Annotated in this window: 27 protein-coding genes and 1 pseudogene; 14 read left to right on the forward strand and 14 right to left on the reverse strand. The window is 66.8% G+C overall.

The window, feature by feature from the left end:
- The first annotated feature begins 85 nt into the window (after positions 1-85).
- Complete coding sequence (locus OG804_RS03685) at positions 86-709, forward strand: NADPH-dependent F420 reductase (RefSeq protein WP_328393855.1); 624 nt, start codon at positions 86-88, stop codon at positions 707-709.
- 52 nt (positions 710-761) lie between these two features.
- Positions 762-1,703, forward strand: coding sequence for an SDR family oxidoreductase (locus OG804_RS03690; protein ID WP_328393857.1), 942 nt, complete (start codon positions 762-764; stop codon positions 1,701-1,703).
- Between the two features lie 434 nt (positions 1,704-2,137).
- On the opposite strand, the gene OG804_RS03695 is transcribed toward OG804_RS03690, so the two are convergent.
- The gene (locus OG804_RS03695; protein ID WP_328393859.1) at positions 2,138-2,485 is read right to left on the reverse strand and encodes a DoxX family protein; all 348 of its coding nucleotides are present in this window, start codon (positions 2,483-2,485) and stop codon (positions 2,138-2,140) included.
- Positions 2,486-2,994: 509 nt separating this feature from the next.
- Here OG804_RS03695 and OG804_RS03705 point away from each other — a divergent pair.
- A complete protein-coding gene (locus OG804_RS03705; protein WP_328398219.1) occupies positions 2,995-4,197 on the forward strand; it encodes an MFS transporter in 1,203 nt (400 codons plus the stop codon).
- 32 nt (positions 4,198-4,229) lie between these two features.
- Here OG804_RS03705 and OG804_RS03710 read toward each other — a convergent pair whose 3' ends face one another.
- The 9 genes and pseudogenes from OG804_RS03710 to OG804_RS03750 form a co-directional block, all read right to left on the reverse strand.
- Positions 4,230-5,504, reverse strand: coding sequence for a dihydrolipoamide acetyltransferase family protein (locus tag OG804_RS03710; RefSeq protein WP_328393861.1), 1,275 nt, complete (start codon positions 5,502-5,504; stop codon positions 4,230-4,232).
- 16 nt (positions 5,505-5,520) lie between these two features.
- A complete protein-coding gene (locus tag OG804_RS03715) occupies positions 5,521-6,504 on the reverse strand; it encodes an alpha-ketoacid dehydrogenase subunit beta (RefSeq protein ID WP_328393863.1) in 984 nt (327 codons plus the stop codon).
- Between the two features lie 19 nt (positions 6,505-6,523).
- On the reverse strand, positions 6,524-7,618 hold the full coding sequence (gene pdhA / locus OG804_RS03720; protein ID WP_328393865.1) for a pyruvate dehydrogenase (acetyl-transferring) E1 component subunit alpha: 1,095 nt from the start codon (positions 7,616-7,618) through the stop codon (positions 6,524-6,526).
- Between the two features lie 9 nt (positions 7,619-7,627).
- Positions 7,628-9,085 carry a dihydrolipoyl dehydrogenase gene (gene lpdA, locus OG804_RS03725; protein WP_328393867.1) on the reverse strand — a complete coding sequence of 486 codons (1,458 nt, stop codon included), beginning with the start codon at positions 9,083-9,085 and terminating at the stop codon, positions 7,628-7,630.
- 146 nt (positions 9,086-9,231) lie between these two features.
- Positions 9,232-10,446, reverse strand: a complete 1,215-nt coding sequence (locus OG804_RS03730; protein WP_328393869.1) for a PucR family transcriptional regulator — start codon at positions 10,444-10,446, stop codon at positions 9,232-9,234.
- A 197-nt stretch (positions 10,447-10,643) separates the two neighbouring features.
- On the reverse strand, positions 10,644-11,042 hold the full coding sequence (locus OG804_RS03735; protein WP_328393871.1) for a PPOX class F420-dependent oxidoreductase: 399 nt from the start codon (positions 11,040-11,042) through the stop codon (positions 10,644-10,646).
- A 236-nt stretch (positions 11,043-11,278) separates the two neighbouring features.
- Positions 11,279-11,572, reverse strand: a pseudogene (locus OG804_RS03740) (dihydrofolate reductase family protein); the annotation flags it as partial.
- A 134-nt stretch (positions 11,573-11,706) separates the two neighbouring features.
- Positions 11,707-12,114 (reverse strand): hypothetical protein, encoded by a 408-nt coding sequence (locus OG804_RS03745; protein ID WP_328393873.1) that lies wholly within the window; start codon positions 12,112-12,114, stop codon positions 11,707-11,709.
- A 3-nt stretch (positions 12,115-12,117) separates the two neighbouring features.
- Entirely contained in the window at positions 12,118-12,771 is a 654-nt protein-coding gene (locus tag OG804_RS03750) for a hypothetical protein (RefSeq protein ID WP_328393875.1), read from the reverse strand.
- 12 nt (positions 12,772-12,783) lie between these two features.
- On the opposite strand from OG804_RS03750, the gene OG804_RS32285 reads away from it, so the two are divergent.
- Positions 12,784-13,230 (forward strand): non-oxidative hydroxyarylic acid decarboxylases subunit D, encoded by a 447-nt coding sequence (locus OG804_RS32285; RefSeq protein WP_442941734.1) that lies wholly within the window; start codon positions 12,784-12,786, stop codon positions 13,228-13,230.
- Here the strand turns inward: OG804_RS32285 and OG804_RS03755 are convergent.
- On the reverse strand, positions 13,221-14,276 hold the full coding sequence (locus OG804_RS03755; protein WP_328393877.1) for an SDR family NAD(P)-dependent oxidoreductase: 1,056 nt from the start codon (positions 14,274-14,276) through the stop codon (positions 13,221-13,223). The genes OG804_RS32285 and OG804_RS03755 overlap by 10 nt on opposite strands.
- An 89-nt stretch (positions 14,277-14,365) precedes the next feature.
- Here OG804_RS03755 and OG804_RS03760 point away from each other — a divergent pair, with 89 nt between their 5' ends.
- Positions 14,366-14,749, forward strand: a complete 384-nt coding sequence (locus tag OG804_RS03760; RefSeq protein ID WP_328393879.1) for a MerR family transcriptional regulator — start codon at positions 14,366-14,368, stop codon at positions 14,747-14,749.
- Between the two features lie 129 nt (positions 14,750-14,878).
- Here OG804_RS03760 and OG804_RS03765 read toward each other — a convergent pair whose 3' ends face one another.
- Positions 14,879-15,451, reverse strand: coding sequence for a TetR/AcrR family transcriptional regulator (locus tag OG804_RS03765; protein WP_328393881.1), 573 nt, complete (start codon positions 15,449-15,451; stop codon positions 14,879-14,881).
- A gap of 88 nt (positions 15,452-15,539) precedes the next feature.
- Here OG804_RS03765 and OG804_RS03770 point away from each other — a divergent pair, with 88 nt between their 5' ends.
- The 4 genes from OG804_RS03770 (at position 15,540) to OG804_RS03785 (ending at position 18,470) form a co-directional block, all read left to right on the forward strand.
- The gene (locus tag OG804_RS03770; protein WP_328393883.1) at positions 15,540-16,355 is read left to right on the forward strand and encodes an NAD(P)H-binding protein; all 816 of its coding nucleotides are present in this window, start codon (positions 15,540-15,542) and stop codon (positions 16,353-16,355) included.
- The gene (locus tag OG804_RS03775) at positions 16,352-16,726 is read left to right on the forward strand and encodes a pyridoxamine 5'-phosphate oxidase family protein (protein ID WP_328393885.1); all 375 of its coding nucleotides are present in this window, start codon (positions 16,352-16,354) and stop codon (positions 16,724-16,726) included. The genes OG804_RS03770 and OG804_RS03775 overlap by 4 nt, the downstream gene beginning before the upstream one ends.
- A gap of 6 nt (positions 16,727-16,732) precedes the next feature.
- Complete coding sequence (locus OG804_RS03780) at positions 16,733-17,587, forward strand: haloalkane dehalogenase (RefSeq protein ID WP_328393886.1); 855 nt, start codon at positions 16,733-16,735, stop codon at positions 17,585-17,587.
- A 424-nt stretch (positions 17,588-18,011) separates the two neighbouring features.
- On the forward strand, positions 18,012-18,470 hold the full coding sequence (locus OG804_RS03785; protein WP_328393888.1) for a nuclear transport factor 2 family protein: 459 nt from the start codon (positions 18,012-18,014) through the stop codon (positions 18,468-18,470).
- A gap of 150 nt (positions 18,471-18,620) precedes the next feature.
- Here OG804_RS03785 and OG804_RS03790 read toward each other — a convergent pair whose 3' ends face one another.
- Positions 18,621-19,562, reverse strand: a complete 942-nt coding sequence (locus tag OG804_RS03790) for a class I SAM-dependent methyltransferase (protein ID WP_328393890.1) — start codon at positions 19,560-19,562, stop codon at positions 18,621-18,623.
- Positions 19,563-20,093: 531 nt separating this feature from the next.
- On the opposite strand from OG804_RS03790, the gene OG804_RS03795 reads away from it, so the two are divergent.
- The 4 genes from OG804_RS03795 (at position 20,094) to OG804_RS03810 (ending at position 23,291) form a co-directional block, all read left to right on the forward strand.
- Positions 20,094-20,576, forward strand: coding sequence for a GbsR/MarR family transcriptional regulator (locus tag OG804_RS03795; protein WP_328393892.1), 483 nt, complete (start codon positions 20,094-20,096; stop codon positions 20,574-20,576).
- Positions 20,577-20,718: 142 nt separating this feature from the next.
- Positions 20,719-22,083 (forward strand): serine hydrolase domain-containing protein, encoded by a 1,365-nt coding sequence (locus OG804_RS03800; protein WP_328393894.1) that lies wholly within the window; start codon positions 20,719-20,721, stop codon positions 22,081-22,083.
- Positions 22,084-22,089: 6 nt separating this feature from the next.
- Complete coding sequence (locus OG804_RS03805; protein WP_328393896.1) at positions 22,090-22,293, forward strand: hypothetical protein; 204 nt, start codon at positions 22,090-22,092, stop codon at positions 22,291-22,293.
- 77 nt (positions 22,294-22,370) lie between these two features.
- Positions 22,371-23,291: a hypothetical protein gene (locus OG804_RS03810; protein WP_328393898.1), complete on the forward strand. Its 921-nt coding sequence runs from the start codon at positions 22,371-22,373 to the stop codon at positions 23,289-23,291.
- A 308-nt stretch (positions 23,292-23,599) separates the two neighbouring features.
- Here OG804_RS03810 and OG804_RS03815 read toward each other — a convergent pair whose 3' ends face one another.
- The gene (locus tag OG804_RS03815) at positions 23,600-24,535 is read right to left on the reverse strand and encodes a LysR family transcriptional regulator (protein ID WP_328393900.1); all 936 of its coding nucleotides are present in this window, start codon (positions 24,533-24,535) and stop codon (positions 23,600-23,602) included.
- Between the two features lie 61 nt (positions 24,536-24,596).
- Here OG804_RS03815 and OG804_RS03820 point away from each other — a divergent pair, with 61 nt between their 5' ends.
- Entirely contained in the window at positions 24,597-25,007 is a 411-nt protein-coding gene (locus tag OG804_RS03820; protein WP_328393902.1) for a DUF5997 family protein, read from the forward strand.
- Positions 25,008-25,223: the final 216 nt, after the last annotated feature.

Raw genomic sequence — 25,223 nt, forward strand, 5'->3', positions numbered from 1 at the left:
ACTTCGCCCTCGGCATCGACGAATTCACCGGCTGAGCCCCCGGTCCGAGCAGTTCGATTCAGACCAGAGAAGGACGGACACATCCATGAGCAGCATCAGTTTCATCGGTCTGGGAACCATGGTCCACGCCATCGCCACTCGCGCGGTCGCCGGCGGCAACACTGTGGAGGTCCTCGGCCGCGATTCCGCCAAGGCCGAGGGCCTGGCTGCCGCGCTCGGCGGCGGTGCCACGGCCGGGACATTCGGCACCGTCCCTGCCGGCGACATCGTCGTCCTCGCCGTGCCGTACACCAGCGCGGTGTCGGTCGTCGCCCGGTACGGGGACGCACTGGCCGGCAAGGTCATCATCGACATCACCAATACGTTCGACGCCGACGCCACCGGGCTTGTCACCCCGGACGGTACGTCCGGTGCGCAAGAGATCGCCAATGCCGCCCCCGCGAGCGCGCACGTCGTGAAGGCGTTCAACACCGTCTTCGGTCACGTCATCGCCCAGGGCCGTCCGTTGGACGTGTTCTTCGCCGGAGATGACGCGCGGGCCAAGGCCAGTGTGTCGGCGTTCGTCGAGAGCCTGGGTCTGCGTCCCCTCGATGTCGGCGGGCTCGAGATGGCGCGTTGGCTGGAAGGGGTCGGTCCGCTGCTGATGGGCCTGGCCCGCCACGGCGTGGGGAGCTTCGACGTGGCCCTCAGCGTCGACATCGCCGACTGAGTGGGCTCGCACCGCCATTTCTTCCGTCGCGTCACCTACAAGGAGCAGTAACATGCGCGTCTTCGTCACTGGCGGGACCGGCCATTCCGGTTCGTACATCATCCCCGAACTCGTCACCGCTGGGCACGAGGTCACCGGCCTGGCCCGGTCGGACACGGCCGCGGCGGCCTTGTCCGCGCTCGGCGCGAAGGTGCGTCGCGGCGACCTCGAGGATCTCGACGGGCTCAAAGACGCGGCCGCGGATTCCGATGGCGTCATTCACGTCGCGCACAGGCAAGACCTGCTTCCCTCCGGTGGGCTCGACGCCGTGGCCGCCGCGGAACGCCCGATCATCCTCGCCTACGGCGAGGCACTCGCGGGAACCGGAAAGCCGCTGGTCGCGGCGGGGAGCATCGGCTCAGCCGGGAACCTGGGACGGCCGGCCACCGAGGAGGACCCGGCCCTAGCGAGCGGTGATGAGTACAAGGGCACCCTGCGGGTTCGCAACGTCGTGGAAACCGCCGTAGTCGACCTCGCCGAGCAGGGAGTGCGGTCTTCGGTCGTGCGGTTTGCCAACATCGCGCACAGCACGACCGCTCGTGGCGGGTTCCTCGTGCAGCTGATCGCGCTCGCGAAGGAGAAGGGTTTCGTCGGCTACCCCGGAGACGGCGCGAACCTGTGGAACGCCGTGCACGTCCGCGATATCGCCCCCGTGTTCCGTTTGGCGCTCGAGAAGGGGCCGGCCGGCAAATACTGGCACGCGGTAGGGGACGGGGCCATCCCACTCCGCAAGATCGCCGAGGCCATCGGCAGCCGTCTGGGCCTGCCTGTCGTAAGCATTCCCGCGGACGTACTGATGGTGCCGGGATACTTCGGGTTCCTCGCGAACATAGTCACGCAGAGCTACCCGGCGTCCAACCACATCACCCGCCGAACCCTCGGCTGGGAACCCATTCAGCCCGGCCTGCTCGCCGATTTGGACAACGGTCATTACTTCCCCCGGCAGGGAGCCTGATCACCAGGGACTGCTGCACGATCGGGTGACAGCGAACTCACGCCAAGTCGTGAGTTCGCTGTGGCGAAGGGGGTTTCCAACCCGCCGCATGTGCGGCAGCGGCTTGCGCCTGCCACGGAACACGACACTGCTCAGGTGATTCAAGAACTCGCCGAGCACCGCACGCATAGCCTGACGCACCGAACACATCTCAACCACGTCACTCGCCGTCGCCAATATTGGCTTCGACACATCCCTGAAAGTCGAAATCTGTTGTGAGAGAACAGTAACAATTGTTCCACCCGCCATGTTGCGCCAACCCGACCGACGTCAACAGAGAGTGCGTACCGAACGTCTCATCCCGGCCAGCAGCGCGACCTCCTCGCAGCGCAGGCCGGCGACTCGCGCCGCGATCATCGTCCGGCCCCGTCGGTAGCACGGCCCGGCCGGCGTCACTACGCAGGCAGTATGCGCAGCACCAAGGCGGCGGCGGCTACCAGCGCGAGTCCCGCGGCCGGCGCCAGCTCTTTGTCCTTTACCCGTATATGCGCTCCGACCGCACCGGCGAAATACAGGACGACACCGATTGCGGCGGCGACGCCGATCGGCCACCAGAACAGGCCGGCGATGAGACCGACCGCGCCGGCGATCTCGAGGTAGGCGAGCCAGGGGATCTTTTCGGCGGGTACTCCGACCTTCTCCATGGAGGCCAGGACTCCGGCGTTGCGGGTGAGTTTGGCGGCCGCGGAGGCGAGCAGGATCCCGGCCAGTACGAGCGTGACGATGAGGGTGGCGATGAACATGATCAGATCCATTCCACTGCGTTGTCGTGGCCGAGCCGGGGGAGTCGATCGAACCACGGATCGGTCCCGGGGTGTCCGATGTTGACTACGAGGATCGACTTCCAGCGTCGGTCGGGGAAGAAGTCCGCGTCGAGCACTCGAAGCGCTCACCACCTGGGCAGCGGAGAATCTCCCGGTCGGCGACTGTAGTTAGATCGACGACTCCGAGGTGGGCGTGAAGTCCGGCCGAGGGACCGAACGCTCATCGCCGCCCGGCCGAACCAGTGTCCACCGGCACGCCCCCGGAGGCGCGCCACTGACCTCGGCCGCGGTTCCCTCTTCATCAGCGACTGTGGTCGGGGGCGAGTAGCGCCGTCCACTGGGCGAGGCCGGTCTGTGCGGGGCCTACTGCGCTGCGAGCGGCTCGCCTCGCCGGCGATGGCTTCCTGCCGACCATGGCGATGGTCCTCATCTGCGATCTCGCCCGCGGCGGTCCGGGCGTCGGTACCGTCGAATCGGTGGCCACCACCATGATCGAGCCGAGCGTCCGGATCGCTCGCGCGGCGGTATTCGCGATCTTCGGGCTCAACGGATTCTTGTTTGCGATGTGGGTGGTGCATATTCCGGCCGTCACCGATCGGACCGGTGTCTCGCATTCCATGCTCGGCATGTTCATCCTGTTGATGTCCGGTGGTGGGATCATCGGGATGCGGGTGGCCGGGCCGCTGGCGGATCGTTTCGGTAGTCGAGCGCTGGTTGCCGCGGCGGCGGTGGCGGCGTCGGTATGTGTGCTCGGGCCGGGCCTCGCCGTCGGGCCGGTCTCGCTGGCGTCGGCTCTGGTCGCTTTCGGTTTCGGCAACGGCGCGCTCGATCTCTCGATGAACGCTCAGGCTGTGCACGTGGAGCGGGAGTTTCGGCGACCGATCATGTCGGCATTTCACGCACTGTTCTCCGGCGGCGCAATGATGGGTTCGCTGGTGGGTGTGCTGACGCTGCGCATCGGTATGGACCCGCGGCTGACACTTACTCTGGCGACGATCGCGGGCTTGTCGATCACAGCCGCCTGCGTTCCGCGCCTGTTGCCGCACTCGGCGCCGGAACACGAAACCGCCCGGCCGGCCGCACGCGCCCCGCGACGGGTGTTCGCGCTGGCCGCACTCGCTTTCGGGCTGCTGCTGGCGGAGGGCGTGGCCGGCGACTGGAGCGCTCTGCAGTTGCGCGAGCATCTGGATACCGACGAGTCGACCGCCGCGCTGGCATTCGGCGCGTTCTCGGTGACCATGACCGCTGGACGATTCACGGCCGACAGGGTGGCCGGCGCGTTGGGCCGGGTGGCGGTGGTCCGCTACGGTGCGCTGCTCGCAGTCGTCGGTTTCCTGCTGATCCTGGTCTCGCCGTGGGTGCCGGCGACGCTGTTCGCTTGGGCACTGTGCGGGCTGGGCCTGTCCGGCGGCATCCCGCAAATCTTCACTGCGGCCGGAAATCTCGGCTCCGGGACCGCGGCCACCGATATCTCCAGGGTGGTCGGAATCGGCTATCTCGGCCTGCTCGCCGGACCCGCAATGATCGGCTGGCTCACCGCGCTGATCCCGCTGACCGTGACCTTGATGGTGCCCCTGGCGATCATGGTCGCCTGTTTCGTGTGGGCGGGTGTCGTCGCGCCGCCCGAACAGCGCGAGACACCCGATCCCGTGAACGGCGGAACAGGATCGTCAGGTCACTGCATCTCGTGACCATGACGATCAAGACCGTGGAGTGCCCCAGGCTAGATCACGATCCGTAAAGGGTGCTCGAGCAACGACTTCAGGTCCGCGAGGAAGGTTGCCGCGACGGCCCCGTCGATAGCGCGATGATCTGCGGACATGGTGATGCGCAGGGTTTTCCGGCTGACAACCTGTCCGCCGTCCAAGTGCAGTTCGTCGGTGGCCCCGCCGATGGCGAGGATCGCGGCCTCGGGCGGGTTGATCACGGCGGTGAAGTGTTCGATGCCGAACATGCCCAGGTTGGAGACGGTGAAGGTAGAGCCCTCCATTTCTTCGGGTCGCAGCTTGCGGTCGCGCGCGCGTGCCGCCTTGTCGCGGCACTCCGCGGCGATCTCGGAGACGCCCTTGCGATCGGCATCCCGGATCACCGGAACCACGAGGCCCGCTGGAGTCGACACCGCGACACCGAGGTGCACGCCGTGGTGGCGCAAGAGCTTGTCCCCGGCGAAGGAGACGTTGACGGTCGGGTTCGCCCGTAGCGTCACGGCCACAGCCTTGACCAGCAGGTCGTTGACGCTGATCTTTCCCGCTTCCGCTTCCGCGAGGGTCGTGTTGATCCGCGCGCGGAAATCCAGCAGGCCGGTCACATCGATGGCGCTGGTCAGGTAGATATGTGGCGCCTGCTGCTTGCTTTCGGTGAGGCGCTGGGCCGAGATCCGCTGGATGGTGGTGAGCGGCACCTCCTCGTAGTCGGCGGCAGTCGCGGCCGCCGGCGTGGCGGCAACCCCCGGCTCGGCAGATGCGGCGGGTACGACGGCGGCCGCGGAATGACCGGTCCGGTGCGCGGCTTCGACGTCTCGGCGGGTCACGCGTCCGGCGGGTCCGGTCCCGGCCACAGCGGTGAGGTCGACGCCGAGCTCACGAGCGACCTTGCGGGCCAGCGGCGAGGACTTCGTCCGTGCCCCGGATTCGCTGGAGGATGCGTCGACATCGGAGTTCGTACGCCACTCGGCGGGCCGCGCGTCCCGAGCCACGGGCTGCGGTGGGGAAGCGACGGAGGCGGCGGCTCGAGGTGGGGTCGGTGTGGTCGCCGTCGGTGAGCTTCCGTCGCCGACAACGGCGATCGGCTCTCCGATGGGCACGCGTGCGCCTGCCTCGGCGATGATCTGTTCGAGCACGCCGTCGTCATAGGCTTCGAGTTCCATGAGGGCTTTGTCGGTCTCGATCTCGGCGAGCACCTCGCCGCGCGTCACCTGGTCGCCGACCTTCTTGAGCCAAGCGGAGATGACGCCGTCCTCCATGGTGTCCGAGAGCCGCGGCATGGTGATTTCGGGCAACGTTGTTCCTCCGGTTTCAGCGTCGGGTGCCGACGGCCGCGAGAGTTTCCAGCGCGGCGGTGTACAGCGAATCGGCGGACGGCAGGGCGAGCCGTTCCAGTGGCTTGGCGTACGGCAGCGGAACCTCGGCCATGGCCACGCGGCGTACGGGCGCGTCGAGGTAGTCGAAGGCGCCGTCGGAGAGGGAGGCCGCCACCTCGGCGCCGATACCGTAGGTGAGCCAGTCGTCTTCGCCGATCACGGCGCAGCCGGTCTTGCGCACAGAGGTGATCAGGGTGGCGCGGTCCAGTGGGCGGAGGCTGCGCAGGTCGATCACTTCGGCCGAAATTCCCTCGCCGGCCAGCCGTTCGGCGACCTGGGTGCAGACCGTCGCCATCCTCGAGTAGCCGATCAGTGTGATATCGCTGCCCGGACGTGTGATGGCGGCCTTGCCGATCTCAGCTGCTGGAAGGTTCTCCGGTACTTCGCCCTTGGTGTTGTACAGCGAGAGGTTCTCCAGGAAGAGCACGGGATCGTCGTCGTCGATGGCGGCCTTGAGCAGTGCCCGCGCGTCGGCCGGCGTGCTCGGCGCGACGACCTTCAGGCCCGGGACGAACGCGTAGTACAGCTCGATGTTCTGCGAGTGTGTCGCGCCCAGCTGCTGGCCGCCCCCGCCCGGGGTGCGGATGACCATGGGTACGCTGGTCTGCCCGCCGAACATGCCATAGATCTTGGCGGCGTGATTGACGATCTGGTCCAGCGCCAGCAGTGAGAAGTTGATCGTCATGATCTCCACCACCGGGCGCAGGCCGAGCATCGCCGCCCCGATGGCCGCGCCGACGAACCCCTCCTCGGCGATCGGAGTATCGCGAACCCGTTTCGCGCCGAACTCGGCCAACAGGCCGGCAGTGATCTTGTAAGAGCCTTCGAAGACGCCGATCTCCTCGCCGATGAGGAAGACGTCTTCGTCGCGCCGCATCTCCTCACGGAGGGTTTCGCGCAGCGCTTCACGGTAGGTCATGAGGGCCACAGGGACGTCCTTATCCAGCGAAGAGTGGGTCGGCCGGCAGCCGGCGGGAGTCTCCGGCCACCGGCGTCGCATAGGTGTAGTCGAAGAGGCTCGACGGCTCCGGATGTGGACTGGAATCCGCGAATTCCACGGCGGCGGCGACCCGTTCGGTCACCTCGTCTTCGATATCGGAGACCGACTGCTCGGTGAGCACGCCGGCGTCGAGCAACCGGGTCCGCCACAGTGTGACGGGGTCGTGGTCGCGCGCGATCGAGACATCCTCGTCGGTGCGGTACTTCGCGGGATCGACCACGGAGTGTCCCTTGAGCCGGTGGCTGACCGTCTCCAGCAGCGCCGGCCGACCTTCGCGCCGAGCCGTTTCGATCAATTCGCTCGCCACGTCTCGGACGGCCAGCACATCGGTACCGTCGACCCGTTCGCCACGCATCCGGTAAGCCGCGGCGCGCTTCCACAGATCGGGCTCGGCGGAGGAGTTCTCGACCGTGGTGCCCATGCCCGTCTGGTTGTTGACCACCAGGAAAACGATCGGCAGGTGCCACAGCGCGGCGATATTCAGTGACTCGTGGAAGGCGCCGATATTCGTGGTGCCCTCGCCCATCTGGCACACGACGACGTCGTCGTCGCCACGGTAGTCGATGGCGAGCGCGGCGCCGACGGCCAGCGGGATCTGGCCGCCGACGATGGCATAACCGCCGAGCAAGCGGGTCGCGGTGTCGTACATGTGCATCGAACCGCCCCAGCCCTTCGAGGTGCCGGTGGAACGGCCGTAGAGTTCGGCCATGACGCGGCCCGGCTCGATGCCCTTGGCCAGGGCATAGCCGTGCTCCCGGTAATTGGTGAACAGGTAGTCGGTGGGGCGCATCGCCGCGCCCAGGCCCACAACGGTGGCTTCCTCACCCAGATTGAGGTGGCAGTACCCGCCGATCTTGGCCTGCTGGTAGCTCTGCGCGGTGCGCTCTTCGAAGCGGCGCACGAACAATATTTCTCGGAACAGGCCGCGCAGGGTATCCCGGTCCGCTGCGGCGATCCGGGTCGCGATGGCGTCGATCGCTCCGGGTTCGGTGGCCGGCGACCCGGTGTCGTGCGGCGTGGTGCTGGTCGTCACCTGGTCTCCTCAACGCTTCCGGGTGGGTGCGACGTGTACCGGCAGGCCGAGCCCGGTGAGGGCTGCCTCCATGCCGATCTCGCCGAGGGTGGGGTGGGCGTGGATGGTGTCGGCGAGCTCGTCGAGGGTCGCTTCCAGCGAAATCGCCAGTGCGCCCTCGGCAATGAGATCGCCGGCCGACGGGCCGATGATGTGTACTCCGAGAACTTCCTGGTGCCGTGCTCCGGCGACGATCTTCACGAAGCCCTCGGTTTCGCCGAGGGTTTTGGCCCGGCCCAGGGCCGCGAACGGGAACTTGGCGGTGATCACGTCGTGGCCGGCGGCGCGCGCGGCGTCTTCGGTGAGGCCGACGCCGGCGATCTCGGGATGGGTGAAGGTCGCAGCCGGGATCACGGTGTAGTCGATGTGCGCATCGTGCCCGGCGATCACATCGGCCGCGACCAGGCCCTGATGGGAGGCTACATGCGCGAGCAGCGCCTGACCGGTGACATCCCCGATCGCCCAGACATGCTCGACGTTCGTTCGCAGCCGGTCGTCGACTCGGATGAAACCGCGCGCGTCCGTCTCGATGCCCGCGACGTCCAGTCCGAGTTGGCTGGTGTTCGGGCGACGGCCCACGCCTACCAACACCACGTCGGCATCGAGGTCACGCTTCTTCGGTCCGGTGACGCGCACCTGTAGCCGTTCCCCGGCCTGCGTGACGGCCGCAACGGTCGACCCGGTCAGCACGGTGATGCCGCGTTTGCTGAACGACCGGCCCAGTGCGACGCCGATCTCCTTGTCCTCCAAGGGAACCAGGCGATCTTGCATCTCCACCACGGTGACTTCGCTGCCGAAGGTCGCGAACAGGCTCGCCCATTCCGCACCCACCGCGCTGCCGCCGATGACGACCAGCCGATCGGGGATCTCGGTCAACCCGAATGCGCCGTCGGAGGTGATGACGCCGGGTAGATCCGCGCCGGGAACGGGTAGCCGCGCCGGGACCGAGCCGGTCGCGATGAGCACATCGGTCGCGTTGATCGTGCCTGTCGGGGCGGCGGCCGCGTCGGCGGCATAGCGGGGCCCGCCGGGGAAAACCGGTGACCCGCCGACCTCGAACAACTCGACGGTGGTCGGTCCGGTGAGCCGCGCGTGGCCCTCGATGACGGTGACCCCGTTCGCCTTCAGCAGTCCTGCCACCCCATCGGTGAGTTCCTCGACGATGGCGTCTTTGCGCGCGCGCACGGCGGCGAAGTCGACGCGGACGCCATCGGTGTGCACACCGAAATCGGCTGCGGCACGAATCGTCTGGAGGACCTCGGCGGACCGCAGCATGGCCTTGGTGGGGATGCACCCCCAGTTCAGGCACACACCACCCGGGCGTTCCTTCTCTACCAGGCCGACGCGTAGGCCCCGTTGGGCGGCGCGGATGGCCGCCACGTACCCGCCGGGGCCGCCACCGACCACGAGCAGATCGAAATCCGGCACTTGTGGTGCTCCTCATCCTCGAACAGTCGACCGGTCCCGGTTGGGGTGCGGGTCGTATATTCGAGTCTTGTGGGCACCAGATGCACAGACAATTACCTCGATGTCCAGGAATATGCGGTTCAGATTGGGCGCGCCGCCCAATTCGATTAGCGGGTCGGTCCTGTGTCGTGGGCCGTCGCACCGAGATCGAGCGCGGTCAACGCGAGGGAGAACTCCAGGTAGGCGCGCTGACCATCCAGCGGGCGGCCGAGCAGCGTGGCGATGCGCTGCAGGCGGTTGATCACCGTGTTGCGATGGCAGTGCAACCGTGGCGCGGCATTGGCGGCGGAGCAGCTCTCGGCCAGCCAGACGGATAGGGTGCGCAACAGAATCTCCCGTTCCTTGGCAGGCAATTCGAGCACCGGGCCGAGGGTGCGAGCGATCAGCAACTCGGTCAGATCGGGTGAACGCAGCAACAGGGCTTCGGGATAGCGATCGTCGAGCGAAATCAATACCCCCGCAGCGTCATCAGGGAGGGTGTCGAGTGCGAGCACCGCCAAACCGTGAGCGGTGCCGATCGCGGCCATTCCGGCGACCGCGGGGGAGACGGCCGCCCGGCCACGCACCTTCGGCCGAAGCTGTTGCAGCACGGGCTCGGCGGCGCGACCGTCGAGCGCTACCAGGCCGACTGTGGAGTCCGCTCGTTCGTGCCAGGCCGAGCGGACTCCGAGCGAATGCAGCGCCGTTTCCGACCCCGTATGCAAAGGATGCGAATCCCCCCGGGCTACTACCACCAGGTAGTCGCCGTGGACGGGCAGGTGCAATTCGCGGGCGGCACGGGAGGCGAACAGCGAGTCTCGTCCCTGCCCCGCGAGCATGTCCTCGATCAGGCTGTGCCGACGGCGTTCGTCACGCCGTACCCGGTCCATCTCGGTGCCGCGGTACGAGGTGACCAGTGCCGACGACATCCCGTCGATGACCGCCCACATCGCCGTGCCGGTCTCCCTGAATTCGGCCGGCGGCACCTCACCGGCCCTGTCGAGCAGCGCCTCCCAGACGATGCGTCCACCCAGCCTGAACGTGCGCAGCATGGCCTCCAGCGGCACCCCCTGCTCGGCGCGCTGCCTGCCGATGGTCGCGGCGACATCGTCTTGGTCGGCGCACTCCGTCCCGGCGCCCAACAAGTCCAGGGCTCGCGTCAGGAACCGCTGGCAGCCGTCGATCAGATCCGTGCGGGTCACCGCTGAGTAGTCGGTCCATTCGGGGTTGTCGGTGAAGATGGCCGCCATCAACCGCTGCGTGAGTTCGGGAATCGCGCTCCGGCACGCCGCGGCGAGTTCCGACGAGCTCAGTACCTGCCCGAATTCCTTTTCTGCCGCCACGTGGGTCACGCTACGCTGCAGGTATTCGGCCGGACACCGACGTCCACCGGGTACACGCTCGCATAAATCCGGCTATCGGCACGGTCGGGGGCGGTGCGGTGGTGATCGCGGACGGACGAATACGATATGCCCGAACCCCACCGGCCCGGATGTCGCGAGCGGCACCGCCGACCTTGCGGATCGGCCATGATTCCTGACTACTCGGCGCTGCGACCGGTGAAGTCGAACGATCCGCCGTCGATGCCCCAGGAGATGATCCGTTCGGGGTGAATTCGGACAACCGCGCGTTCCTGGGGTTGGAACGGGGGCTCCTCGTCATCGAGCGCCTCGGCCGTGCCCCGTACCTCGATGCCTCGAATCACGTAGGGCTCCAACGAGACCTGCTGGTCGACGACGAACGATACTCGGCTGCCCGCCTCGACATTGCGGTATTTCCGGCTGGTACGCATCCGCATGCCCCCGATGTCGATCGTGCCGTCGGAGTTCACTCGATAGCTGGTCGGGTTGTTCTGCACAACGCCGTCGGGCGACACCGTGGCCAGCCGGCCGATCCCGGCCTCCGCGAGGAACTGCTGTTCATTGATGGTGAAGGTCATGTCGATTTCTCCTCGGCGAACTCGATGTCAGGGTTGCCCCGGCGATCAAGAGGGCTAGCGATGCTAGGAACTAGAGCAAAGATAACATTCGCCCGCTACTGTGTCTAGCGTTGCTAGAGTCCAGTTCGTTTCCGTGGAATCACGCTCGAATCGGCAAGCTGCACAGGCGCGTTCCGTGCAACGACGCTGTCCCCCGGCAAACCGGTCACCGAACGTCGGCAGATCGCTACCTCGCCTCAGTCGGCGAGGTAGCGCAGCATCACCAGGGTGTCGAAGTGTCTGGTCTCGGCCAATCGGAGCCGGATGCGGGTGTCCAGTGCTGGGAACATCGGTGTGCCGCCGCCGAGTATCACGGGGGAGAGGAAGAGCTGGGACTCGTCGATGAGCCCGTGGGGCATCAGCGAGGCCGCGAGGCCGACGCCACCGACCTCGATGACGCCATCGCCTCCGGCCTTGGGCCCGCGGACCTCCTCGACCGCGTTCGCGCTGATCAGCGTGCTGTTCCAGTGGACCTCGGTGAGCGTCCGGGCCGGCTCGGTCCGTCTGCCGCTCGCCTTCGACTTCAGGAGGAAGTTCTCGACCACGGCGATGATCCCACCGTGCCCGGCGTCGATGTCGAAGCCTTCCGCGCAAGCATGCCCGCCGCCGAGCAGCGGCCGGAGGGTCAGTGTTCGAAGTGGTCTTCGGTGTTCACGTGCTGATTCGGTTCTGATCGAAGGGCCTCTCGATCGGGCCCGTCGCGCGCAGGCCTTGTTCTGGGGTTGAACGATGTGGCGAGCAGTGCCAGGGTCGTCGCGATCACGATGTGTGCAGTGAGCATCACCAGCATGGGGAGGGCGAAGCCCTCGTTCGTGAGAATGCCGTGGTCTCCTACGCAATAGAGGGTGTAGTTGGTGGAGGTGCCTTCGGAGTCGTGGAAGGTGTCGGAGACGACCATGGGTTCGGTGGCCGGGGATGAACAGAACAGGGGCGCGGTGAGTTTCGCTTCACCGGGCCAGATGGCGACGGGCACGACGATGCTGAACGCGCCGACGAGGAGGCCGATCCAGAGGCTGGTCACTACACGGGGCATCGGCTAGACCTGCTGGGCTCGGAGGAAGGCGCCGGTGCGGTCGAATTCGGCGACCGCCTCGGAGCGGGCGGAGGCCACGTTGGCGACGATGCGGATATCGCGGCCGAAGCGGCTCACCAGGATGGCGGTGACCTGACCGTCGGCGATTTCGCTGCGCGTGCGGGCGGTAGCGGCTATGTCTTCGATGCGCGAGAGGCCGGGCACCTCGCTTATCGTGAAGTTCTCGCCGTCCAGGTCGTCGAAGGAGGAAACCCGCGCGGGGCGTGGGGCACTCAGGTCGCCGAGGGTGAAGGAGTAGTCGTCCAGCACGCGGGGCAGACCGGGCGGCCGGACGCGCAGGCGGACAGTCGGTTCGCGGGCGGTGAAATCACTTCCGGCGAGGAAGTCGGTCACCTGGGCGGGCTGGTTGTTCACGACGAGCCGGAACTGGGTGGAGTTCGGTGCCGTGAGAAGGATGACGTTCACCTCCGGGTCGTCGGCGCCGATGCGCTGGGCCAGTGCGGCGATCGCGGCCTGCGGCAGGGCGCTCACCAAGCCGCCGCCGCGGGTACGAATCCGGTCCTCGAAGTCCGCGCGGTCCACCGCGCCGATACATCCGCTGGTGCTGCTGAGCACGGTCAGGCACAACAGGACACGGAACCAGTTGCCACGGTTCATGTCCTGAAGGCTATGCGTTGCGAACCGATCGCGCCGCTGTCCGCTACACCCAGTGAATGCCCTCGTTGTGCCCACGAAACATCCGGCAAGCTCTGCACCTCGCCCGTTCCCGGCGTGTGGGTCGTGCTTCAGTGCGGCCGCTGCCTCTACACCTGGCGCACCACAGAGCCTGCCCGGTCCTCCCGCCGCGACGCCTACCTCGACAGCTTCGAGCTGACCGAGGCAGACATCGACAACGCGATGAAGTACCGACCATCCCGCCACTGGTCAGCCGCAGCTGTTGGGGCCGCGGCCGCCGGACGACGAAGGGATCCGGCTTCCATGACATCGACCGAGCCGACCGCATCCGATCCGCCCGACATCCCTGCGCCGGGTTGCCCGACCCACCGCCGGATATTTCTCACCCGCTCGGTGCATCAGTGGCCGTTCCGCTTCCACCGAAGAGTGGGTCAGGGCTGAAGCCGCTCCGGGGCGGGTGCCGCATGATACTGGCGGATTCGCCAGCCGTCCTCGACATGCTGGATGACCAGAGACAGGCGGAGCTGACGGAGCTCGCCTGTGGACGAGGTGAATTCGGCCGCCGCGAAACCGCTCACCGTGTCCTCGCCCAGCCGGATGGCACGCTCTACTCGCGCGGTGACCGTCGTACCGTCCGCGACGTTGTCGTAGTACGCGGAGATCTCGGTGGGCCCGACTCGCAGATCGGGGTCGATCCCCTGGAAGTGCGCGTCCTCGGTGAACAACGAAGCGATATCCGTCGTTCCACGATCGTTGAACGCCTGCTGCCAAGCGCCGAGTACTTCGGCGACGATCCCGCTCGCGCGCTCCTGGACGCCGGAATCCGCCACCCCGCCGAAGCCGTGCCCCGTGTGGATGATTTCACGCTCCCACTGGTACGGCGCCTGGGTGTGCAGACGCCAGTAGTGCTCGGCGATGTCGTCCGGATCGAATGCGGTGCCCGGGGCGACCGGGCCGTCGACGGTGACTGTCGCGACGTGGATACCCGACGGTCCGTACTGCTTGTCGAGCAGGGTCACGAGCGCGCGCAGGCCGGCTTTGCCCAGGGAGAGACTGACGTATTCCGGTTTCGGCTCCGGCATGCCGCCGGTGACGATGAACGACCCACTACCGCGTCGCACCATTGCGGGCGCGACGAGCGCCGCGGTGTTGATCGCCCCCACCACGTTCACCGCCCACGCCTCCTGATGCGCGAGTACCGATAATTCCCCCGGTAGGTCGGGCTGGATGACCGCCGCGTTGTAGACCACCACATCCGGCACCCCGAACATCTCGTTCGCGGAGTTGAGTGCGTCGCGAAGTGCCGTTTCATCGGTGCTGTCCGCCGCGAAAGCAGCAGTGGGCGCCCCGAGAGGTTCGGCGGCGATGGTCTTCAGCGTGGAATCCGATCGAGCGACCACGGCGATCGGCATTCCCTCGCGCGCGAATCGCCGGGCGACGGCCAGACCGATTCCCGGCCCGGCGCCCACGATTACCACTCCTGCCATCACTTACTCCTTCGGTTTTCTGCAATGAACGAAGGAAGGATAAAGTCTCACATCAGTGCGAAGGTCAAGCCTGACGAGGGAGGCCCACTGTGCGTATCGGCGCCCTGGCACATGCGACCGGAGTGAACGAGCGGCTGCTGCGGTACTACGAGGACCGAGGACTGCTCCGGCCGACCCGTCGCGCCAACGGCTACCGCTACTACACCGAGGCGGACATCACCACGGTGGCCCATATCCGGTCGTTACTCGCTGCGGGCCTGTCCACCGCCGTGATCGCCAAGATTCTGCATTGCGTACACGGCGACGATGAGAAACCCGCGCCCTTGCCGTGCCCGGGAATGATCGCCCAGTTGCGCAGCGAACATGCTCGGATCGATCACACGATCACCCGGCTCCAGGTAGCCCGGCAGGCCCTCGACGCACTCATCGACCCCTTGGCGACCGAGCCGGGGTCGGTTTCTTCGACCGGCTGAAGAGACCGGCCCTAGCGGAGTGATTCCAAGGGTTGTGGTGCGCCATTGGAATCCGGGTACGGCTCGACGACGCTACGCGTGGCACGCGGTGTGCCGGGCGGGTACCGCGTGTGGGGCGACAAGGGCGGGTCAGAGGGAGTCGATCCAGCGTTGCAGGCGGCGGCCCTCGGTGGCCATCAGCTCGGGCTCACGGAAGGTGTTGGTCAGCAACGAGATCCCCTGGTATGCCGCGACCAGCGCGACGGCCAGCTCGCGCGCGTCCTGTCCGTGGTCCATCTCGCGGAACTGCCGTTCGGCCCAGTCGACCAGGCTGCGCATGTGCTCGGCCAGTTTGCGGTCCAGGCCGTCGGCGCGCTTGTCCAGCTCCGAGGCCAGCGTGCCGGTGGGGCACCCGTACCGTGCCGCGAGGTCGCGCTGGTCGACCCAGCCGCCGACGAGCGCCTTCAGTCGGGCGCGGGGGGTGGCCAGGGTGTCGAGTTCGGCGAGCAGTGCGCGCAGCGCCTCGCCGTGGGTGCCGATGGCGGCCTCGACCAGTTCGTCCTTGGTCTTGAAGTAGTAGTAGACGTTCCCGATCGGTACGTCGGCGGCGCGCGCGATATCGGCGAGCGTCGTCTTCTCGACCCCCTGCTCGTGCAGGACAGTGGCCGCTGCGGCGGTGAGCCGTTCCCGCTTGCCCGGCTTCCACGTTGTTGAGTGAGTCACCTGACTAAGTGTAGACAAACCACCGCGGGTCGGCTAACGTTCCGCTCAGTAAGTCAGCCAACTAACTAACTGCATGCGAGGAGTAACGATGATTGTGGTAACGGGCGCGACCGGGAATGTCGGCGGCGAGCTGGTCCGGATCCTCACGGCTGCCGGCGAGGACGTAGTCGGCGTATCCCGCCGCCCCGTGCCGCTGCCGGACGGTGTACCGCACCGGTCGGCCGACCTGGGCGACCCGGACGGTCTGCGGACCGCGTTCGAGGGGGCCACCGCCTTGTTCCTTCTCGTCGCCGGCGATGATCCGGCGGCGATCCTCGGTGTCGCCAAGGAGAAGGGTGTCCGGCGAGTCGTTTTGGTGTCGTCCCAGGGCGTCGGCACCCGGCCGGCGGCGTACGGCCATGCGGCGGCGTTCGAAGCCGCGGTGCGCGACTCCGGGCTGGACTGGACGATCCTGCGCTCCGGCGGCCTCGACTCCAACGCCTTCGCGTGGGCCGAGTCCATCCGCGCCGACCGCACCGCCGCCGCACCGTTCGGCAGCGTCGGGCTGCCGACCGTCGACCCGGCCGACGTCGCCGCGGTCGCCGCGGCGACGCTGCGCGAGGACGGACATGCGGGCCGGACCTACGAGCTGACCGGCCCGGAGCTGGTCACCCCACGTGACAGGGCCGCCGCCATCGGCGCCGCGCTCGGCACCCCGGTGCGCTACGTCGAACAGACCCGCGACGAGGCGCGTGCCCAGATGCTCACATTCATGCCCGAACCGGTCGTCGACGGCACCCTCGCCATCCTCGGCGACCCGCTGCCCGCCGAACAGCGCATCAGCCCCGACGTGGCACACGTCCTCGGTCGCGCCCCGCGCACCTTCGCCGATTGGGCCACCCGCACCGCCGCCGCCTTCCGATGAAACCCACGGTCCGGGCGTTCCTCACCGAGCCGCGGATCGCGACCCTCACCACGATCCGTTCGGACGGCACGCCGCACGTCGCACCGGTCCGGTTCACCTGGGACGACACGGCGAGCACGGCCCGCGTTCTGACAGTCGCCACATCCCGCAAGGCACGGAACGTGGTGACCGGCGGGCGCGTTGCGATCTGCCAGCCGGATGGCTTCCGCTGGGTGACGCTCGAAGGCACTGCCACCCTGTCCGCCGATCCGGACCGGGTGGCGGGCGCCGCCCGCCGGTACCACCGACGCTATCGCGCTGCCCCGCCCGACCCCGCCGGTCGCGTCGTCATCGAGATCGCGGTCGATCGCATCCTCACCCTCAACCTCTGAAGGACCATGCCCGACACCCACGTACTCGACTCGACCATGCACCACCGCGAAATCGGCACCGGCGCACCGATCGTGTTCCTGCACGGCAACCCGACCTCGTCGTACCTGTGGCGCAACATCCTGCCCATCGTCGGCCCCGGCCGGCTACTCGCCCCGGACCTGATCGGCATGGGTGATTCGGGCAAGCCGCCGATCGACTACACGTTCGCCGACCACGCGCGGTACCTGGACGCCTGGTTCGACGCGCTCGGGCTCGGCGAGGTCGTGCTCGTCGGACACGATTGGGGCGGTGCGCTCGCGTTCGACTGCGCGGCCCGCCATCCCGGCCGAGTACGCGGGGTCGCGTTCACCGAGACCATCGTCAAGCCGATGAGCTGGGACGAGTTCCCCGAGGCCGGCCGGGACCTGTGGCGGGCCATCCGGACCATCGGAGTCGGCGAGTCCATGTTCCTGGACGACTCGTTCGTCCAGGACGGCCTGCGCACGATCTCGGACCGACTCGGCCCCGCCGACCTGGAGGTCTACCGGCGGCCGTACCCGACGCGGGAGAGTCGGCTTCCGCTGCTGCGCTGGGCGCGTTCGATGCCGCTGGACGCGACACCGAGTGACGTCGTCGCGCGCGCCGAAGAGTACGACCAGTGGCTGGCGTCCAGCTCGGACGTACCGAAACTCATGGTGAACTTCGCGCCGGCGTACGGCACGATGACCGAGCCCGCCGTCATCGACTGGTGCGCGAAAACGATCTCCGCCCTCGACATTCGACAATACGACGAGGTCGCCGGCCACCACACGCCCGAGGACCAGCCCGACCTGCTCGCCGCCGCCATCTCCGACTGGCTGGACCGCAACAGTCTCCGCTGACCCGTTACGCGGCCCTCCAGCACCCGCCGCGACTACGGCATCGCGCTGGGCGCTCCGGTCGACGGGTTCGGCGCGGACTCCGATGTCGGGCTGCCGGATCCGGACCAGGTCGACGGCTGGTTCCGGTTCCGGCGCAGCCTCGCCGGTGCCGCTGTTGTGAAGTGGTTGTCAGGGACGCACGGACCGGCACTCGGGGGCCGGAACAGGAGTCGTCGGAGACGGCCGCGATGCCCGGCCGACGAGGTGGGAGAGGGGACTGGCTGTCACCGCGGCCGATATCGGTCAGGACTATGGTCAGGTCAGGCCGACGGCTTCGACCTCAGCGGCGACGAGGGCAGCGGGGTCTACCGGTGTCAGGCGAGCACAGCGCGAATTACCTCGGAGGTAATGGACCAGACGGATTGTCGGGGCCAGGATCTACTGCATGAACGGTTTCGGGACGAATACACGCGCTGTAGTCGAGGAGTTGCTTCACCGAATCGCTGCGGGCGCTCCTGACTCCATCGCTGAACTGTATGCCCCGGTCAGCGACTGGAAACTGAATTGGCCGGAGTATGAGCACGGACGCCCCATGACTCCGTGGATTCGGCGCCGCGCCTCGCGGTCCGACGCGGCCGAGCATTTCCGGGAGATCGGCCGTCACCACGTGCCCGAAGCCGTCGGCACCGTGATCGAGCGAATAGTGGTCGATGGCCCGGATGCAGTGGTTCTGGGTGAGATTCGCCAAACGGCCCGGGCTACCCGACGTGCCTACCGTTCCCGTTTCGCGTTGCATCTCACTGTCGAGAACGGCCTGATCATCCGCCACCACGTCTACGAGGACAGTCTCGCCGTCGCCCATGCCTTCGACCCGCAACCAGTTGAACCGGACCACGTATTTTGAACCGCTCCGACTCGGCGACCTGCTTGCGCAGCCGCTTGTCTCCTCGGCGCGATCGGTGATCGCCGGCTCCGATCGTCGGCGGCCGGCAATCGTGCTCGTGGCCGGGGTCGGGGTCGGGGTCGGCGTACAGATAGCCGGGCCGCCGCAAGTTCAGGACGCCGAGGGCGTCAGCAGGAAGTAGGCGTAGTTTCGATCGAGGTCGTTCTCCGGCACCAGCGAGACCACTTGCGGTTCGAAACCCGATTCGACGGCAATGCACCAGAACTGGTCGATCGGAAGGATGTTCTGCGAGGCGAGGTTCCGCGCGTAGTTTCGCTTGTGGGGTGTGCGGTCATCGCTGTCGCGATACTTGATCTGCACGAACATCACACCCGACGGCGCGAGCAGCTCGCGCGCGATGGCCAGGAGACGCCTCGTGTAATCCTGCGAGGGGAGCACTTCCATCACGTAGAGGCACAGGAAGAGCTCGCACGATCCGGCCCCGATACGCTCGACCGCCGCCTCGGGGTTCTCGACTTCTATCAGCACCTGCTCGAAGGCCGTCTCGCACACAGCTTTGGTGTGACGTGCACATTCGTCCAGGCTGGCAGCCACGACATCCACGGCGACGAATCGGTCGGCCCGTGGTGCGAAGGCCACGGCGTTCGCGCCGCCGCCCGAGCCCCACTCCACCACGGTCGACATCGACGGAGTCCGGTCGAGGACGCGCGCCAGCTTGTCGAACAACGCCAAGTGTGCGGCGCCGACCTCTTCCCACTGGCCGGGAATCCCATCGGACCAATGGGAATTGTTCTCCCAGGCTCGCTGGTCCGGATCACCCCAGTATGCTGCCGCCTCCGCAATCACCTGCTGCTCGGAGTGCTGCGGTCCCACCCGATCCAGTGTTTCTCGCACTCGCCGGCGCAGACGGCGCGTCACGGTTTCCGCTCGGTTTTCCACCGGGCCTCCAATTCGTCTTTTGCGGCGAAGGTGGCGGGCCGGCAGTCCGGCCCGTGCCCTGCATCGCCGGACCCGGTAGACAGCATAAGGAAAAGTATCCCATTGCACACTTGACGGAATAGGGCCTCGCAGCGCGCAGTATTCAGAAAGCATCGCAAATACGCCAAATGCCGCAAATCCAGCATCGTGCGGTAACCGTCGTCTGTCCCGGGCCGCGGCGGATCTGCTGAAACTGCTCGACGATATCCGGACGCACTCCGATATCCCGGCGCAATCGGGCACGGGCGGTCCCGGGTACGTGGCCTGTGATCTTGTGTGCTTTTGCTCGAATCCGGTCGGCGGGTTTGCGCGGCGTTCTGTGGCCGCACAGGAGGCGGGCGATGAGGTTCTTTATTTCGGTCGAGCTTCTTGTGTGGTGGGTTGGGTCCGGACGTAGGAATGCGTAGTTCGCGCAGTATCCGTGCCGTTGTTGTGGCATGGGTCCATCGATCATTTCGATGTTGAACGCGCCGGGGGTGTCCGGTTCGCGCAGGATGGTTCTGCGGATGTTGTCCTGTGCGATGAGTGCCGACCGGCCGCGGTCGAAGCGCTGGTGGATCGTCTTGCCGACCCGAGTGGACCGCCCACCGACTCAAATGACAGGAATATCTGACATCTCAGCTATCTGTGTGTATTGTTCGTCTTATGAGCTCAGACGATGTGGAACAGGGCTTCGCCGACGCGGTAGGCCGGCACTTCGCGCGTCAGAACGGCCTGCCGCCGGTTACCGGCCGGGTAGTCGGGTGGTTGCTGGTCTGCGATCCGGCGCAGCAAACCATCGCCGAGGTCGGTCAGGGGCTACGCGCCAGCCGTAGTGCTATTGCCGGTGCCGTTGCGCAACTCGAGGGTTGGGGGTGGATTCAGCGCACCCGGGCAGCCGGGGAACGAGTCGACCGAGTAGAACTCGATCCGGCGATCTGGGTTCGGCTTCTGGACAAAACCGAGGAGTACACCTCCCTGCGCACGCTCGCCCAGCGCGGACTCGAACTACTCGAAGATGCACCGGACACCCGCCGGTCTCGTCTGAGCGAGGCCGCGGACTTTGCCGATTTCCTCGCCGAGCGGATGCCTGTCATCGCCGCTGAATGGCGCGCTCGCCGTACCGAACTCGGGACATCAGGCGAATAGGTCGACAACGTAGGAACGGCCGGACTCAGGCCACCCATATCTTCATTGCTTCCAACGTGCCCGTACAGCGGGTGCGCGATCACTCCTGCCCGGAATCGGTCGCCTGTCGCTCAGATCAATCACCGAATCGAGGATCAATCTCATGAGTTTTCCCACCGAGTTCTGGAAGCGTCGGCTCGACGAACTGCGTGCCGAATATCACGTGCCCGGAGCCTCTCTGGCCGTGCTGGCCGACGGCACCCTGCACGAACTGGCCAGCGGAGTGCTGAACACGGCGACAGGTGTGGAGGTCACGCCGGATTCGGTATTTCTTTCCGGTTCGACTGCGAAGATCTACACGGCGGTTCTGATCATGCAGCTGGTCGATGCCGGAAAACTGGGGCTCGACGCCCCAGTGGTGGATGTACTACCCGAATTCGCCACCCCCGACCCGGAAGCGACTCGGCGGATCACCGTTCGTCACCTGCTCAGTCATACCGGTGGCGTCACCAACGATTTCAACTACGATTCGGGTCGCGGTGACGATTGTCTCGCCCGGTATGTCGAAGCCGCCCGCAGCGTGCCGCTGGACTGCAAGCCCGGCACCTGCTATTCCTACGGAAGCCTGGGTTACGTCGTTCTCGGGCGCATCGTCGAAATGCTTACCGGAATGACCTGGGACCAGGCTCTCGACGAGATGGTCTTTCAGCCGCTCGGGCTCGGGCACTCCATGACTCTGCCGGAACAAGCCCTGCGCTTCCGAGTCGCCATGGGCCATACCGCCGGTAGTGATCCCGAACCGGCGCCGGTGTGGGATGTGATGCCCCGCTCGGCAGGGCCCTACGGCCGCGTCATCACCTCTGCGGGAGATGTAGCCAGGCTGGCGACCATGCTGCTGGACGGTGGTGTCGGACCCGATGGTGTCCGCCTGTTGTCGGAGGAAGCGGTGGCCGCCATGCAACGGCCGCAGGTCGCAAGCCCGGACAAATGGACGATGTCTGCCGACAGCTGGGGTCTGGGGCCGGCTCTTTACGATTGGGACGGCGTTACCGGTTTCGGTCACGACGGCAGTGCCGTCACCCAGCACTCCTACTTGCGGGTCGTCCCGAGCGCCGGTGTGGTGGTTGTACTGTTGTGCAACGGTGGTGAATTCGGCAAGCTGTACGCCGATCTGGTGGGCGAACTCCTGGCCGAGACCGCCGGGGTGCGGATGCCGCCGCCGTTTGCGCCTCCCGCGAGCCCGCCTGCGGTGGATATGGCGGCTCTGGTGGGTACGTACCGCCGTGGTGGCGTCGAGATCACCGTCAGCGAACGGGACGGCCATGCGCGAATCCGTTACGAGTTCATCGATGGGATGAAGCATTTCTCGCCACCCATCGAAACAGATCTGACCGCAGTGTCTCCGTCGGTTTTCGCTGCTACGGGCGGCCCCTCCGGCGAGGATTACACACCTGTCGTCTTCGGGTCGCTGGCCGACGGCACCCCGTGTGTCTATGTCAGCATGCGCGCTACTCCCAGGGTCGGCTGATCGCCGATGAGGATCGACAAGATAGCCATGATCCACGACCGTACCGCCACGCTCACCCCGCGCCTGGACCCGCGACAGGCTGTCTATCAGCCGAGGGCCCTGCCGGTCGCCGTGGCCGGCCAGTTGTTCGTCACCGCCCCCATCGCGGTAGCCGCGGCGATCCAGTACTTCATGGTGATCAATGAGCCGCTCGGCTCGCCCGCGACGTGAGCGCGCCGGCCATGCGACTCGGGACGGCTCGAGCTATTTGGCGTAATTGGCACCGCCCGCTGGTACTGAGTTCGATCATGCTGGCGGGGCTCATGATCTTGTCGGGGATCGGCATGATCGTCGACGACCGCGTACTGCTCGGTGAATCGATCTGGACGAAGCCGCTGAAATTCAGTGTCGCTTTCGGTCTCTACACCGTGACCCTGGCATGGTTGCTGACGAATCTGGTCAAGGCTGCGCGAGTGGGCTGGTGGATGGGCTCGGTGTTCGCGCTCTTCGCGGCAATCGAGGTCGGGCTCATCGCGATCATCGCCGGACGTGGCTCTTTCAGTCATTTCAATATCGGTGATCCCGATCCGCTGAACCGGGTGCTCGTCACGTTGTTTCAGAACGGTGTACCGGCGATCTTCTTCTCGAATCTGGCTATCGCGATCGTCGTGCTGATACAGCGCACTTGCGATAAGGCGCTGTCGAGGGCGATGCGCACGGGAATCGTGATATCCACGATCGGCACTACGATTCCCCTGTGGTTGGGCATCGGTGTCGATGCCCCCGAGCGCACAGCCCGTAATGCCGCGGGCGCGGAAGTCCGGTTACTCGGGGGACACGGGATCGGAGACCCCGACGGCACCGGAATGCCGTTCACGAACTGGAGCACCACTGGAGGTGATCTCCGAGTTCCCCATTTCATCGGCATGCACGGCATCCACGCGCTGCTGCTGATAGCCGCTCTCCTCGTTGCGCTCGCTGTTCGTTTTCGGTGGATGCACACGAGTACGCGTGCGCAGCTGGTGACAATCGCAGCATTCGGCTATTCCGGACTGCTGGTCGCCACTGCCTGGCAGGCCCGTCGGGGACAGTCTCTGGTCGACCCCGACGCCGTGACTCTCGGTATGTTCGCCGTGCCGGCGCTGATCACCGTCGCCGCTGCCGTACTGGTGATTCGTGCCGCGAAACGTCGATCTGTCGCACTGGACGAACTCCCCGACCGACCCTAGTGCGGCTGTCACCACCTCTGGGTGCGCGACTTGTGCCGTGCGCCGTCGGCGCCTTGACTTCTTGAAAGGTCACGGCCTGCCCCGGAATGCTGTTGTCCGCGATTGTGTCGGTTCCAGTGTCGGCAGCCTGAGTGCCGCGCGTCTGTCCGCGCATCTCGGATTCCGGGCCGCGGTCATGATCGGTGCACTGGGCATCGCCTCACCTGCTCCTGGTCAACGCGCACGACCCGACCCTGCTACGCCGCGCGCAGACACCAGCCGGACCCACCACCGCACGCTGAGCATCCGGATTCGGCACGGGGGACCCTCTAGCGTTTGCGGCCCCGTGCCGGCTTCTTCTTGGCGGCGATCGGTTTCCGCGCGGGGCGCGGTCGCTTCTCTGCGGGGTGCGGCTTTCGCGGTTCCGGTTCGGCGCCCTTTCCGGCGGGGGATCGGGAGCTGTTCTCCGAGCGGCCGCGCACTACGCCGATGAACTCCTCAGCCGAGGCGGTGGTCTGGGTCGGCGGCCAGGCCAGGGCGACTTCGGTGTCGTCGGTGTCGGTCACCGTGCGGTAGACGAGGTCGCGCCGGTGGTGCAGGCGGGCGATCGAATGAGGCACGATGGCGACGCCGACTCCGGCGGCGACGAGTTCGATGGCGGCTTCCACGGTGTCGATATCGGCGGTGTCCTGAAGGCGCTCGTCCGCGAGATCGGCCAAGCTGACCTCGTTGAACAGTGAGATCTCGTGGTCCTTGGGTACCACCACGACGGGCAGCTCACGGTAGAGCGGGATCGCGTTCATGCCGTCGCGGTCGATCGGCAGGCGGACGAAACACATGTCGACCCGGCCCTCGCGCAGCGCCGACTCCTGGTCGGCTTGGGCGACGGCGACCAGCTCGAGCGGGATATCCGGGAACCGCTGGCCCCAGATCCGCTCCCACTTGGTGACGGTGACGCCGGGCACGAACCCGACCCGCAGCGCGGCGGGGGCAGCGCCCGCCGCGGTGCCTGCCTCGTTCTCGGTCCGCGCAATGATGTCGCGTGCCTCCCGCAGCAACTCCTGTCCCGCGTCGGTCAGCTGGGTCGGCTGCGCTCCCGGCACGAACAGCTTCGTGCCGAGCTCGGTCTCCAGGTCGATGACCGTGTGGCTGAGCTTCTGGCGGGAGATGTGCAATGCCTTCGCGGCGCGTGCGAAGTGCAGCTCCTCCGCGACTGCGGCAAACCAGCGCAGGCGCTGCACATCGATCGAGGGGAACCGGCTCATACGAGCAAGCGTATGGCACCGCGGAGTCCGGACCGGCCCGGCGGCCCGTTACGCTGTTCCAGTGAGCCCGGACAAGAAACCGCAGATGATGAAGCCGCTGACGGCGGCGAACAAGCTCGGCATCTATCTGCCGGCGGCTCCCGAAGAGTTCCGGAACAACCCGATTTCCCGAACCGAGCTGGACGAGCTCCGCACGAACCCGCCGCAGTGGCTCACCGAGCTGCACCGCACCGGACCGTTCCCGCGCGACGTCGTGGCCCGCAAGCTCGGCGTCTCCAACAGTGGCCTGGCCCGAGCCGGAGTGTCCGACGCGCTCACCGTCGACGAGGTCGCCGCTTTCCTCGCGGATACGCCGGAGTGGCTCATCCGCGAACGCGAAAACTATGCCGCCGTGCGCGCCGAGGACGAACGGGTCCAGGCCAAGGAGGCCGAACGCCGGGCGGCGACCAACCGGGCGGCGAAGGGCCGTTGACTGTACTGAGTCGACCGGACTCGGGGCAGTCCCCCGATGCCGAAGTTCGCAATGCCGGTGCGAAACGGGCCGGGTAGTTCGCCGCCGGCGGCATCAACGCCCCTCGGGAAACGCGACGACCTGAACCGCGAAGGCCTCGTGCGGCTCGACGAGTGAACACCCAGCCCGGCCACCACCGATCGTGACCGGCAGAAGCCGCTCGATCAGCGGTATGTT

Source organism: Nocardia sp. NBC_00416, assembly GCF_036032445.1.
Taxonomy (GTDB): Bacteria; Actinomycetota; Actinomycetes; order Mycobacteriales; family Mycobacteriaceae; genus Nocardia.